Genomic DNA, 13,573 nt, shown 5'->3' on the forward strand with positions numbered 1-13,573 from the left:
AAGAAAAGTGTTTTTAATAAAAAAATTCACTTTATTGCGCTAAATAAGTTTTTAGCATCAAACAAAGGTAAGTGATAAGATGTATTTGGAATGAAACATATTATTTAGAGAGAAATATATGTCTGGTAAAAGAATCGAACGTGAGAAAAAAACAATTCAAAAAATGGTTATGCTTTATGCCCGTTCACACCCAGAGTTTGATCAAAACTATTATCAGCAACTTATTGATTACTCTTATAATCGATTAGATAAATGTCGCTATGGCGAAGAAAAACCAGCATGTAAGCAGTGCCCTATTCATTGTTATCAGCCAGTAAAAAGAGAGACAATGAAACAGATTATGCGTTGGGCAGGTCCTAGAATGCTAATTTATCATCCAATTTTAGCAATCAGACATCTTATTGATGATAAAAGACCGGTGCCCCCAATACCTGCTAAACGCCGATCTACTCGTTCGATGGAAAAATAAAATTCTGCTTATTTAACTTATATAACACATGCCGCGCCAAAGAATGGTCTTTATCTAGTGCCGGATGTAAAAAATACCCAGTCTGAGTCATACCCAATTTTTTCATAACACCTTGCGAAGGTGTATTTGCTTGTGCTGTAAATGCGACAACTTCATTGAGAGATAACTGTTCAAAAGCAAACTTTAGTACGATTAATGCTGCTTCATAGGTATAGCCTTTACGCCAATGTGCCTTTGCTATACGCCAGCCGATTTCAACACAAGGGTTAAAAGGCAATGCCGCTTGAGGAATATTAAGGCCAACAAAACCGATAAACTCTTGAGTTTCTTTTAATTCCACCGCCCAAAAACCCCAGCCATTTTGCTGAGTAAACTTATTTATAAGGGTATCAACCATATTATCGCTTTCAGCTTGTGTTAACACTGAAGGGAAATAGCGCATAACATCAATATCGGAATTAACATGATAAAAAAATGGCGCTTTATCACTTTCACGCCATTTTCGCAGTTGTAGTCGGGGAGTTTCTAATTTCAACGTTATTCACTTTATATTCAACGCAAAACAATAACGATAAAATAGGATAAACAACGAGCAATGAAAAGGCGCTTTTATTTTTTATTTTCTTTAAGTGGCGTTTCTACTGGTGCCGCATCTTTCTCTTTATTTGTATTTGCACCTTCTTTAATAGAGACAACACGCTGCTGAGCAACCGCTTTAGCCTGATTCTCTACTTGTTCTGATTGTCCAGTGAAAATGCCACCACGTTTAATTGACATGCTACCACAGCGACTTGTACCACGAAGTTCACCATGTTCTAAAATATCCAAGTTATTTGCTGCACAAATTCCTTTAACAAAACCATCTATAATAATATCTGGTGCCGATAATTCACCCTCAACTTGACCTGCGTGCATAACGCGGATTACACCATCTTTTACTTTGATATTTCCAGCGACTTTTCCCCATATTTGGATATCGCCTTCAACATTAATATCTCCCTGAAACACAGTCCCTTTAGCAATAATGGTATACAGACGTTGCTCTGGTGCTGGTTTTTTCTCTTCGCTAATTACAGTGGTAATTGGCTCTGCAACTTTTGGTGCCTCAGTTTTACGACTAAACATAGCTGTTTTTTTTAACCTCATAGTCATAGAATAAATAATAATACTAAAAATTAGGATAAGGATAATCAAAAACTCGCCTGCGATTCTATAACGCCAAAAAGCAATTAATGCGATAACCCAAATAATCCATATCCCGCTAAATATAATATTTTGCTGTGTTCGCCTATTATCCATATTAGCTACTGCTTTACCTCCCTGAAAATAAAGACACTAATGCATTCACTATATTAATAAATAATCACCTAATATAATTGCAATAGTAGGGCTACTATTTCTATTTAGTTTACTGGTTTGTTTTTAGATAAAATTAACGTTAAAGTTACTACTAATCACCATGTTTTAAATAAATTAAGCTTCGATATGATTTTTTAACATTTACTAGATGTATTTTATTGATATTTTTTATTTAAAATTAACATTTACCACTCAAGCTAACATTCACAGGAAAAACCATTCAAAAAAACCAATCATTTAAATTAATCTTTTTCAGTAAAAAAAATTAGCCTCAAAAAAAAACATGAGACATAAGTCATATAATAAAGAAATTAATATATTTAAAGTAGGTTCTTTGATAAATTGTCACACCTGCAAAACACACAGTCACCCATCACTGTTTGTTCTATCATGTCATTAAAATAAACATTTACACTTTAAATTTAGTGGACATTGCGTTCATATAAAAATTTAAAATTGTAGAAAAAAGACACAGGTGAAACTATAATCATGCAAACTATAATCATGTAAACTATAATCCCTAGTTCTTATTTTAAATTGTTACTTAGTTAAAATATTTCACTCATTTTAATTTACATTAAATCAAACTATATTAACAAAATACAAATAAATCACGCTATTATTAAATATAATAAAGATGGTCATTTTTTGCATTCACAATCAAATAATTTACACTGTAAACAAATAAGCCCGATATAACCTATTGTAATTAAATTAATTTAATTACTCATCAGTTTATTGTAAATAATAAATTACAAATATTTATTGCTATTAATCTTTCCCTTTCTCTATGAAGTTCCACTTAATTATTTTTTTTTTGCAATTCATTAAAAATGACTTTAAATTAATAAAAATTACTTATCTTAAATTACCAATGGTTATATCAATGTCTAATATCTAAAAAAAAACCACATTAGAATAAAGAAAACATTCTCTTTTTTACTTTTAATAATGGCACAATAATAAAGAGACGTTTTCTAAAAACTCTCTATTTATTAAACTTTAAAATATAGTGATACTTATAAAATAAATTTTGGGCGAAACATGAATACAATACAATGCAGTGAAAAAAATCTAAATGATTGTGCTATTCAAAAAAAAACTTATTTATATCCACAATATCAAATATTAGAAAGTGAGCAAAAAGCTTTATATATTATAAGAAAAAATGGGCTTATATTACAAAACTGTACTGATACCGTTTTGGTAAATCAAGATCAAGTTCTTTTCCTACAGCAGGGAAATTATACAATAAAAACGCAGAATGCAGAATCTTGCGAAACTATTTTCATTCCGCTTACTGATGACTTTCTTCGAAGTTTCATGTCAAAGTATAGTGATATTCTTAGTAATATAGAACGCGATGAAACGTTCTCTTCGGCTTTTATCTGCTTTCAAAATTCTCCTTTAATTAATTTTTGCAACAATGGTTTTGAATACTTATTATCTCAAGATTGTCCCAATGCTTTTACACAATTACGTATTGAAGAGCTTTTAATTTTATTACTTTCAACAGAACAAGGCTCTGATCTAATGGCATTGCTACGCCAGTTAAGTCATCGCCAAGTTGACCGCTTACAGATTTTTATGGAAAAAAATCACTTAAGAAATTGGAAATTAAAGCAGTTTGCTCGAGAGTTTGGAATGGGGTTAACAACATTTAAAGAGTTGTTTAGCCATGTTTATGGTACATCACCAAGAACATGGATATGTGAAAGACGGATTATTTACGCACATCAACTGCTGCTAACTACAGAAATGAGTATCGTCGATATCTCAATGGAATCTGGTTTCTCTAGCCAATCTTATTTCACACAAAGCTATCATCGTCGTTTCAACATGACACCAAGTAAAGCGAGAAGCCTTAAGTTAAAATTATAAAAAATCCAGACGAATATCATAATATCAAAAATTTATTCATCGTTAGAATATTCAAAATTTATCCTTACGAGAGAGTGAATATTGTGATAGAAAATAACAAACATCATTATTATCGAGACTTAGACTTACTAAAGCGAATGATGGTTAGTGACAATAAGAAAACTGTAGATGACTTGTTTAACCTTCAGTTTTCTTTGTTTTTCAACAATGAAGATATTAATGAAAAGCAGATAAAAATATTATCACGTCTTTTGTGTCGAGAAGATTTAGATAGCTTATTGCAATCAACGTGGTTTTTGCGAAAAAAACATTGCTCTGTTGCTATGTCAAAAAAAGATATCAGAGATATTATTGAACTAGCTCGTATATCAAGCCTTTCATCTGATCACTCATTTCCTTTACATATTAACTGGAATGACGATCTTGATGCTACAGTGAACATTACAGAGCACCTACGCCTTATTCAAGCCGTAATCAAGCCACTTTTTATTTGGTGGGTAAACCATATCACTCCACAGTTATTCTCTCTTTACGAAACCAAGAGAGAGTTAGAATTACAGATTAATCAATGCAATAACATTAAGCTATTTGAAGAAAAACAACCATCAAATAATGGTGATTCTTTTTTATCTTTAGACGATATTAATATTAAATTAGATGCTGATAAGATAAGACTAATACTTATTAATGAATTATTAAACAAAGACATACAGTTATTGTTAAATGCATGGAAATCTGAGCCTATTTTTACTGTAGAAATAAAAAATACACTTGAGTATATCCAAGCGGTTTCACCACGCTCTGAGATATTAAAACCGCTTTGGGTTATATTAAGAAGTATTCCTGAGCATCCTGAAAACTGTCAGAAATTAAAAAATTGGCTACTAGAAAGATCGCTATGCTTGAATAATGATAATTTTTTATGGCGTGAATAACAAATCAGCTCATCTAAACCCAAAGGAATAGAAGAGCTGAAATAGTTTAAAATTACTTAATTTCTAATATTTCAACAGTCACAATAGACATGGATTCTGGTGGTATTTGACCAGGTACACCATTTTTACCATATCCTCCACCAGGTTTGATATAGATTTTAGCTTTACCATTGATACCTGCTTTTGCAATAAAGGTATTCAATGGTAGTGGTAACTGACGATAAGGTAAGATAAGTGGATTAGATTTATCATAATTTAGCGTCACCGTACCATCTGTCAGCTCTTCATGCATAACGAATACGACGGTCTTATTATTGATAGAATCAACGGGTTTACCCTGTTTCAATATTTTAAAATAGGTATTGTCATCATACTGGGTGTAATTTTGTTTTTGTATATCTGAAAGAATACTTTTATTTCGTTGCGCATTGTCTTTTCCGATAATGGAATAAGCATAAGCAAGTTGCCCAGAGATCATTTGTCCTTCACCCATTACTTTTTCTAGTTGTTCTTTGAGTGATTTATTCTCTTTCTGGATTTTTGTTGTATCAGTATTTGTTTGAGCTAATTCTGCTTCTTTTACTTTAATTTGCTCATTTAGCTTCAACTCTTTCTCTTCAAGAGTTTTAGTTAACACTCGCTGAGCTTCAAGCTGTTTAGTGATATCAATCAACTCTTTTTGAGCATTTGTTAGCGTGCTTTCTTGCAGTTTTACTTGTGCTGTAGATTCTGCCTGTTGCTGTTTTAATGAAGCAATTAATTGTGCATTCTCTGTATTCTTTTGCTCTGACTGTACTTTGGCTTGTTCTAACTGAGTCGCTAATTTATTAATAGCGTCTTGTCTTTCAGCAAATTGTTTTTCTAGCAAAGCATACGCTTTTTCATTTTCTGTTTTGCTAACATTTAACTGAGCAATAGCAATATTGCTTTCTTTGTATTGATTATCTAATGCCTGATATTTAGTTGATAAATCGCTTTGTGCTTTCTCTAATTTAGCAATTAGATTGTTTTTATCTGAGACTAAAGTATCTATTGCTTTTTCACCGGCAGATAAGCCTTTTTTGAGATCTGCGAGTTCTTTTACTTTATTTTCTAACTGTAGTTTTAGCTCAGGAATTACTTTTAGCTTTTCATCAGAGTCAGCAACTTGTTGTTGTGCCATTAATAATGATTTATTAATTTGCTCTTGGTCCTGCTGGCTCTTCGTTAATTGTGTTTTTAATTGTGTTACTTCTTGCAACTGGGCATCAACTTGTTGCTTATTATCTTGTTGAGTTTGTGTCAACAAAGCTTGGTTATCTGCAAGTTGTTTAGTAACGTCTTCACGCTCAGAAGTGAGTTTCAATATTAAACTTTGAAGTCTTTCTAACTCTTTTTTAGCGGTATTATCTTTTAATAAAGTCTGAGCTTGTGCATATTGAGCCTGCACATCCTCTTTTTCTTTCTCGATTTGCGCAAATTTAGTTTGTGCCTCAGTTAACTGAGCAGTCAGTTTTTGTTGCTCACTTTGTACTGTCGCTAAAGAAGTTTGTAGTTTATCTATTTCTTTATCTTTTAATGCCTGCAATTTAGCAATTTCTTTATCTTTTTGCTCACCACTTTGCTTTAATAACACTTGAGCATGTGCATATTGACCTTGCACATCTTCTTTCTCTTTTTCTATTTTAGCCAGCAATGCTTGTTTTTCATTTAATTGACTGGTTAATTTTTCTTGCTCATTAGTGATAGTTGTTAATGAGGCTTGTAGTTTTTCAATCTCTTTTTTAGCTGTATTATCTTTTAATAAAGCTTGAGCTTGCGCATATTGCGCTTGTACTAGCTCTTTTTCTTTTTCAAGTTGTGCCGCTTTGATTTCTAAGTTTTTGAGCACTTCTTGTTGTGACTCAAATTCTTGTTGTTGTTTTACAAACTCATTATTTTTTTCTGTTGATGCCTGCAGCGCTTTCTCTTTTTCTGCCAGTTGTCCTGCTAAGGTATTACGCTCTTTTTCTGTGTTACTTAATTCATTTTGCAGATTAGCAACTGACTCTTTTAGAGTGTCATCTTTTAACAGATTATTCGCCAGAACAAGTTTCTTTTCTGTTTGTGTTAATTCTGTTTGTAGCTGCTGTATTTGAGCATTGGCATGTAATAGCTGCTCAGAATAGTGGGCAATAGTGCTTACTTGTTCAGTAAACTGTTTATGTAATGTTTGATACTTTTCTCTGGTATTTGCCAGTCGATTTAATAACTCTTTATTAAATAGTGGTTGTTTATGATCGAGTAAAGAACGATTAAATTGATAAGTAAAATGCAGAGGAATGGCAGTTATTGAATAAAATGCGCCAGGGAAAATATCGAGTAGTGGATTTTCATTACGTGATTGTTGTGGGTAACGTGCACCCGTATAAAGAGAGAGCGGATTATAAACAGCGGGTTTATTGCTATAACTATACCGATTTAAATCTGCCGCTGAAAACTGAGGGTTAATAGGAACAAAAGAGAGCAGCGGAGTTAAATAACGAGTGTAATCGCTATTCACTTTGGAATAATCAATTTGTGGTGCAGGACAATTTTCAGACAAGGTGACATCAGGTGTTTTAGTTGATGCTATCACCTGATTATCCGTTTTATTTGTCGATGGTCTTACTTGCGGATCTGTTTTTACTTGTTGAGGTTTGATTGTCGAATTATTCGCCCCTCTAACCTGCCCCGTTCTTGACGATGAAGATGAATTAACAGCAGATGGTTTAGGATCAACTTTAAGTGGTTTCTGAGGCTCTTGAGTTTCAAAATAACGGTCAAAATCTTCAATGACAGAATTAAACTCATTATTAGCAAATGACAACGCCGGAAACAACATAAAAGCAAGACAAACACTCTGCTTTAATTTCATGATTATTATTCACCTAGTTTTTTTAATGTCGAATTCACTGACATTACAGAGAGGTAGCGAACTTTCGCACACAACACTTCAGTTTTCGACTCAATACTCATTTTCAAAAGATCTAAGCTATCTTTGCTGGCTGTGCCTTGAACACTACGGTACATCGCATTGATTTCACTAATTTCTTTAAACGCACCCATCATTGACTGATAGTCTGAGGGTGAAAATGTTTTTAAGGAATCAAGTTGCTTGATACAAGCACTTTGTGGTGCTAATCCTAATTTTTGTGTATCCAATCCACCATTACCTGATTCTAAGGTCGGTGTCATAGAAAGAGGTTGTGCCGTCGCCATTGGCTGTGTAGTGCTATTAGGTGCAGAATATTGTGCCGCTACTGGAGCTGGCGTCTCAACTGGTTGGCTTTGTGATGACCAAACACACCCCGATAAAGCAATAGTGCTAGTTGCCATAAACACAGCAAGAACATTCTTTTTATATTTTAATAAGGACATCATTTTTCCTTAATTCCGATCAGACTTAAATAAGAGCGTATGAGTTGTCGCATTTTAAGCCATTTTATTATAATTTTCTATTACCTACTGCATACTAAATAAATAGGCTAAAGCCTCAGGTTGCAACGAGCAACCTTGCTGTTTTGTTTATTTTTTCTAAAAACACTACGTACATCACACTAAAAACATCAAAAAATGAACACAACCTTTATTTAGCAAAAATAAGTACTCAATTTTAACCGTTATTTAATATTTTTAATTCTATCTTGAGGAAAGGATACCAGATAATAATAAAAATAATAATAGTAAATTTATCATTTATTTACGCAATTTACGTGTGTTTTTTTTATTTAATTTTTATTGCGGATTCTTATTATGAGGATAATATCAGAATACGAATATCAAAATTGTAATTGATTTTCGTTTTGTCCTTCAATATAGGAGAGCTAAAATGAGTAGAATTAAAATTGGTATTGTCGTAGGAAGTTTAAGAAAAGACTCGTACAACAAACAAACAGCGAATGCACTAATTTCGCTATTTCCAAAAGATTTTGCATTTCAATTTCTCGATATTGGCACTCTTCCCCTCTACAACCAAGATGATGATAGTAACACTCCTGAAGCGGTAATCCATTTTAAAAAACAGATAACAGAGTGCCAAGGTATTATTTTCGTTACCCCGGAATACAATCGCTCAATTCCTGGTGTGCTAAAAAATGCACTTGATCAAGCCTCACGCCCTTATGGTACTAATGCATGGAATAATATCCCAGCAGGTATTATTGGTGTCTCTATTGGCAATATCAGTACTGCTATCGCTCAACAACATTTACGTAACTCTCTATCTTTCTTAAATATGCCAACATTGAATCAACCCGAATGCTTTTTAAAATGGTATGACGGTATGGTTGAAAATGGACATTTTTCAGAAAAGAGTGCCAGTTTTATGCAAAATTGGGTTGATGCTTATGTTGCTTTTATTAAGCACAATCACAAATAAAAAATAATAAAAACGAGCCCGCTAATAAATTACTGGGCTCGTTTTTCAAGCTGAAAGTAGCATGATATTTAAGCATGTTGATTATTCAATGGTTTAGTTTTATTGTTTTTTATGCTTTACAACATGAACAGATAAAAATAAATTACCTCCCCTTAGCAAAAACGATAAAAAATATCATTTTTAATAGAGTCATTAGTCTAATTTCGACCCAAACGATCACTTATAAAAATCTTAGTTCGTTTTAATTTTTTGGTATTTTAAACAGTAACCAACATAAACAATCAAAAAAGGACTAATTTTATTTTTAGTTATAACTAGTTTTAGTGCCATATCAAACAAAAAATAACTAAGCCAAGCAAAATATCAGTAAGATCAAAAATGACAAATTTATGTCATTTAAGTAAAAGCAATAATTATCAATAAATTAAAAACGATAATAAACAGAATAGGATAAATACTTGATAATTATTTTTTGTTAATTAACATTAATTAAATTATTAGGCATAATGTGCGATATATCTCTAAATAATATACTTCACTAATTGTTATAGGTGAAAAATTTACCTATATTACCGAACCATTAAATACTGGCAGGTAAATCATGGATAAAAATTTAAAAGAAATCGAATGCGAGATCGCTGCACTAAAGATTGTCATCAAATCTTTACTTTCCACTTTAAATGATAAACAGCGACGCGATATGCTAGGCAATATATCCTTGGTCATTGAAGATACTTCAAACAAATATCCTCAACTTAATGAAGTTATCAATCTTACTGAACAATATGTAAAAAAACTTACCCAAGCCTAATTTTATTTTTATCACTATTGATAAAATTATAGCCAAATTGTTATATAGGATGCAGCTCAAAGCATCCTACCTATACTTACTACTACTTTCAGCCATCACTTGCTTATTTTATTCTTTATTACTCCATCACTTCACTTAAGCTAAATTTACTCTTACTGATTTTCCTTTATAAATTTCATATTAATACCAGTATCAACTTGATACTAATTTTTATACCAACAAAAAAATTTGACATAAAAATTATCATCTTATCCTCTATGACACTTTTTCCTTGGAATTATTTAAATAATTAATTACTATGCAAAATAAATCTTCCTATAGCAGAATAGATACAAAATTCTTGAGGATCTTATGGAAAAAAAAGTCATCAATATAGAGTATGAAGTTGCCGCCTTAAAGGTCGTTTTAAAGTCTCTATTACTAACCTTAACAAGTAAACAAAAAGAATTAGTTATTCGAGATATTGATAAAACTATCAGTGTAGCTTATGTTGATCATCCTCATCATAAGGATGTAATAAACAAAACAGAACAATATATAAAGAAACTGCTCTAAGATTACGGCGCTATATTTTCAATATCACAATAATTATCTTTATATTAGTTATGATTCTATATCAGCGCCTTTAGTATAATAATGTATCACCTCAGTAACCGAACACCATCACTGATTGATTAAATAACAATTAATACAATTGAGTTAATATAGAAATCTTTTCAATAAAGATTGGTAAAAACGGAGAATAAAAATAAGCAATCTTCGCGACTAATAGAAAATCCCCTTCTATTTTTAAGATAGTGGGTTCTTTTACATAGCTTAAAATAGCATCTAATTGACCTTAAATCACAAACATTAAATCAATATTTAAGTTATTAATCAAAATAAAATCATAATAATTTTTTATAAATAAAATTAAAACATATGATTTGTATTACATTTAAACGATTCAATATAATGTATCTAACGAGTAAAAACTTACCACCTTAGACACATTTTTAAAGTATTGCTCTATATCGCTATAAATTAATAACGATTAACAATATTAAATTTTTGTACTGATAATTGTAAGCCTTCGGTTTGATGCTCTAATGAAACTGCGGCAGCCGAAACCTGCTCAACCAACGACGCATTTTGTTGTGTAACACCATCCATTTGAGTTATTGCAACACTCACTTGTGCAATTCCCTTACTTTGCTCTTCTGAAGCCGTACTGATTTGCTTCATTATCGTTGTTACTTGATTAACCCCAATCAGGATCTCTTCCATTGTTGACTCCATATCATTAACGAGTTTGGTTCCTTTATTTACTCGTAATGCAGAATCTGTAATTAACACTTCAATTTCTTTCGCCGCTTTAGCACTATCAGCAGCTAAATTACGGACTTCATTAGCGACAACCATAAAGCCTCTACCATGAGAACCTGCTCTTGCCGCTTCAACAGAGGCGTTTAATGCTAATATATTGGTTTGAAATGCGATATTATTTATAACATGGATAATATCTGCTATTTTCTTTGAACTATCAGAGATCCCATTCATGGTTGTTGCAACAGATACCGCTAATGTATTACCACGAGCAACGGTTGTTGAAGCACTATCTGCAAGCCCACTCGCTTGATAAGCATGTTCCATATTTTGATTCACTGCTGCAGTAATTTGTTCCATACTTGCCGCGGTCTCTTCTAGTGCTGTCGCTTGTTCTTCTGTTCGAGATGCAAGATCGTTATTTCCTTTAGCTATTTCAGATGCACCTCGATAAATACTTTCACTTCCCATACGAATAGTGCTTACAGCTTCGTGTAGGCTATTTTGCATTTCCATTAATAATGGAATTAATCTACCCGCGCAATTATTACCAAAAGGTTTAAGGGATTGGCTTAAATCACCTTGTGTGATTTTGATAAAATGCTGACGAATGCTTTCTAATGGTTTTTGTAACATCGAGACTAAATAGCGATCGGTTAGAATTAATATGATCACGCCTAAAATAACGCTAATCATAATCACCATTTGAGTTAAGCTTATCAACTCATCAACTTCCAAAATAGTGCTATCAATTTTGGCATTAGCAGCAAGATTAAAGTTTTCGGTTACTGCGCCTAGTTCTCGGCTTAATGCAGGTGTAACAGTTTTTGCATGCTGTTCATATTCAGCAATAGTACCGTTTTTTGCCAGATCCATTTGGCGTTTAACACCTTGCTCAAATAGTGCTTGCCAAACTGTCATTAACTCTTGTGAAACTTTTTCATCCATGGGACCAGGAGAAACAGATTTCATATATTCTAGCTGTTTTTCCATGTTCTCCATGGCAATTTGAGAAGGCGTGAAATCTACCTCTTCACCTGCGGCTTTTTGCTCAACCACTCGATTTAAACGAGTGACAAAACGGAAATATTGATCATTTCCCTGACTTAACGCAGCCATCTGCTTTATTATTTGATTATCTGCTTGATTACCTTTGGAAATTTGTGATAAAGACCAAGCACTATATGCGCTTACGCCACCAAATATCGAACATAAAAGGCCAAGTATCACTAACATCATCAGACGAATAGTAATATTTCGAAGTTTCTGCATTTAATTTCTCAACTAACAAGATAAAGTAATCCCAATAGGGGCTAATCTATTCTTATCGACAATTTTTCAATTAATTTTAATTTTTTACTAAAGTTTTTTATAAATTGTTTTTTTATTTTTCTACATAAAAAGAGTTATTAGAGGGAAGTAAAAGTGTTACTTATATAACAAATTTTAAAACTTAGTTTATAAATTAAAAAACAGTTAAAAATCAATGCATTGTATTTTATGCTGCTTGAGAAACAGTAAGGTAAGTTGAAGGGATAAGAGAGTAATTGAAAAATAAAATTTGGTTAACTTCTTATCACCTCTTTGGTGCTGGCTTCGTCTATTGGTAAGTGAGGGCGGTCATTCGCCAGTTGTAACACTCTTTAGATTGTATTGTCTGCACTTCCCCCTTATTTTGAGCTTTGCCATGTATTCAGACAGTGACACGACGCAATAATATGCTTTTCCGATTTTACAGTAAGTTACCTTACTCTATAGTCTATCTCTTATGTCTGCTGGAGCTATGTAATGCGTTGACCTTCCAATTTTTATTGGAAGAAAAATATTCATTGCCATGTTTATCAAATACGCCGATATTTTTTTTCACTTGTTCTCTGCGAAATTTAATCGCCCAGCAAATATTCTTGGCTTTCTTGCTTGGCACTCTCCACTTCAGCTTACACCAAGGTAAATATCTACCTTTATCATCAACAATTCCCCATTGACTGAGGTATGGATATATTTCAGAAAAATTAGGGGCAAGATAGTCTAGCTTAGGTGATTGTTCTACAGGATGTTTTGCCTTGTTACCTCAACTTTTTAAATTTGATGTTTCACTTAGTATGTCAGTTTTCATTTGTACAAACCAAGGCATAAATGTGACGTTAGAAGCCTCTTACATAAACTAATCCCTCCATCTTCATAGTTAAATTATCTTGCACTTAAAATTAATCAGTAATTTTACATTTTCTAATCTGTATAACACGGTTATACGCAAATATAATAAGTATTCATTGAGTTAATAACAGGTGCGTATCGCTGAACGAATTAATGAGGCTAGTTATCAAACTAAAAGCGGTAAATCGAGGGATAAACATATTTATTTAGTGCGGAAACGTCACAAAGATATTGCTGGAAAATTAAGTAGCTAACTACTTTTGTTGCGCTGAGTATTT

At 32.4% G+C, this 13,573-nt stretch carries 11 protein-coding genes; 6 read left to right on the forward strand and 5 right to left on the reverse strand.

The features are described 5' to 3' along the window. The first annotated feature begins 118 nt into the window (after positions 1 to 118). Positions 119 to 469, forward strand: a complete 351-nt coding sequence (locus ABN099_RS07450) for a nitrous oxide-stimulated promoter family protein (protein ID WP_349463008.1) — start codon at positions 119 to 121, stop codon at positions 467 to 469. On the opposite strand, the gene ABN099_RS07455 is transcribed toward ABN099_RS07450, so the two are convergent. Next, positions 447 to 1,004: a GNAT family N-acetyltransferase gene (locus ABN099_RS07455; RefSeq protein WP_349463009.1), complete on the reverse strand. Its 558-nt coding sequence runs from the start codon at positions 1,002 to 1,004 to the stop codon at positions 447 to 449. The two genes, ABN099_RS07450 and ABN099_RS07455, sit on opposite strands and share 23 nt — an antisense overlap. A 74-nt stretch (positions 1,005 to 1,078) precedes the next feature. Continuing rightward, positions 1,079 to 1,594 (reverse strand): bactofilin family protein, encoded by a 516-nt coding sequence (locus tag ABN099_RS07460; protein WP_349463010.1) that lies wholly within the window; start codon positions 1,592 to 1,594, stop codon positions 1,079 to 1,081. A 1,278-nt stretch (positions 1,595 to 2,872) separates the two neighbouring features. Between ABN099_RS07460 and ABN099_RS07465 the strand changes: the two genes are divergently transcribed. Together ABN099_RS07465 and ABN099_RS07470 are read left to right on the forward strand one after the other, a co-directional pair. Beyond that, a complete protein-coding gene (locus ABN099_RS07465) occupies positions 2,873 to 3,709 on the forward strand; it encodes a helix-turn-helix transcriptional regulator (RefSeq protein ID WP_432807487.1) in 837 nt (278 codons plus the stop codon). Between the two features lie 83 nt (positions 3,710 to 3,792). After that, positions 3,793 to 4,644: a T3SS regulon anti-activator ExsD domain-containing protein gene (locus tag ABN099_RS07470; RefSeq protein ID WP_349463012.1), complete on the forward strand. Its 852-nt coding sequence runs from the start codon at positions 3,793 to 3,795 to the stop codon at positions 4,642 to 4,644. A 52-nt stretch (positions 4,645 to 4,696) separates the two neighbouring features. Here the strand turns inward: ABN099_RS07470 and ABN099_RS07475 are convergent, their stop codons facing one another. Both ABN099_RS07475 and ABN099_RS07480 read right to left on the reverse strand, forming a co-directional pair. After that, complete coding sequence (locus ABN099_RS07475) at positions 4,697 to 7,519, reverse strand: sugar transporter (RefSeq protein WP_349463013.1); 2,823 nt, start codon at positions 7,517 to 7,519, stop codon at positions 4,697 to 4,699. Between the two features lie 5 nt (positions 7,520 to 7,524). Then, a complete protein-coding gene (locus tag ABN099_RS07480) occupies positions 7,525 to 8,025 on the reverse strand; it encodes a hypothetical protein (RefSeq protein ID WP_432807488.1) in 501 nt (166 codons plus the stop codon). 448 nt (positions 8,026 to 8,473) lie between these two features. Between ABN099_RS07480 and ABN099_RS07485 the strand changes: the two genes are divergently transcribed. The 3 genes from ABN099_RS07485 (at position 8,474) to ABN099_RS07495 (ending at position 10,388) form a co-directional block, all read left to right on the forward strand. Continuing rightward, entirely contained in the window at positions 8,474 to 9,022 is a 549-nt protein-coding gene (locus ABN099_RS07485) for an NADPH-dependent FMN reductase (protein WP_349463015.1), read from the forward strand. A gap of 601 nt (positions 9,023 to 9,623) precedes the next feature. Beyond that, positions 9,624 to 9,833, forward strand: a complete 210-nt coding sequence (locus ABN099_RS07490; protein WP_349463016.1) for a sigma-S stabilization anti-adapter protein IraP — start codon at positions 9,624 to 9,626, stop codon at positions 9,831 to 9,833. 351 nt (positions 9,834 to 10,184) lie between these two features. Beyond that, positions 10,185 to 10,388, forward strand: a complete 204-nt coding sequence (locus ABN099_RS07495; protein WP_349463017.1) for a hypothetical protein — start codon at positions 10,185 to 10,187, stop codon at positions 10,386 to 10,388. A gap of 468 nt (positions 10,389 to 10,856) precedes the next feature. Here ABN099_RS07495 and ABN099_RS07500 read toward each other — a convergent pair whose 3' ends face one another. Then, the gene (locus ABN099_RS07500; protein ID WP_349463018.1) at positions 10,857 to 12,410 is read right to left on the reverse strand and encodes a methyl-accepting chemotaxis protein; all 1,554 of its coding nucleotides are present in this window, start codon (positions 12,408 to 12,410) and stop codon (positions 10,857 to 10,859) included. Positions 12,411 to 13,573 lie beyond the last annotated feature (1,163 nt).

It is taken from the genome of Proteus hauseri (genome assembly GCF_040139125.1).
In the GTDB taxonomy this organism is placed as follows: Bacteria; Pseudomonadota; Gammaproteobacteria; order Enterobacterales; family Enterobacteriaceae; genus Proteus; species Proteus hauseri_B.

Excerpts from the sequence above, each read along its gene's own strand:
- ABN099_RS07450 (WP_349463008.1), top strand. The coding sequence starts at position 119 with ATGTCTGGTAAAAGAATCGAACGTGAGAAAAAAACAATTCAAAAAATG.
- ABN099_RS07460 (WP_349463010.1), bottom strand. The coding sequence starts at position 1,594 with ATGTTTAGTCGTAAAACTGAGGCACCAAAAGTTGCAGAGCCAATTACC.
- ABN099_RS07465 (WP_432807487.1), top strand. The coding sequence starts at position 2,873 with ATGAATACAATACAATGCAGTGAAAAAAATCTAAATGATTGTGCTATT.
- ABN099_RS07475 (WP_349463013.1), bottom strand. The coding sequence starts at position 7,519 with ATGAAATTAAAGCAGAGTGTTTGTCTTGCTTTTATGTTGTTTCCGGCG.
- ABN099_RS07480 (WP_432807488.1), bottom strand. The coding sequence starts at position 8,025 with ATGATGTCCTTATTAAAATATAAAAAGAATGTTCTTGCTGTGTTTATG.
- ABN099_RS07485 (WP_349463015.1), top strand. The coding sequence starts at position 8,474 with ATGAGTAGAATTAAAATTGGTATTGTCGTAGGAAGTTTAAGAAAAGAC.
- ABN099_RS07490 (WP_349463016.1), top strand. The coding sequence starts at position 9,624 with ATGGATAAAAATTTAAAAGAAATCGAATGCGAGATCGCTGCACTAAAG.
- ABN099_RS07495 (WP_349463017.1), top strand. The coding sequence starts at position 10,185 with ATGGAAAAAAAAGTCATCAATATAGAGTATGAAGTTGCCGCCTTAAAG.
- ABN099_RS07500 (WP_349463018.1), bottom strand. The coding sequence starts at position 12,410 with ATGCAGAAACTTCGAAATATTACTATTCGTCTGATGATGTTAGTGATA.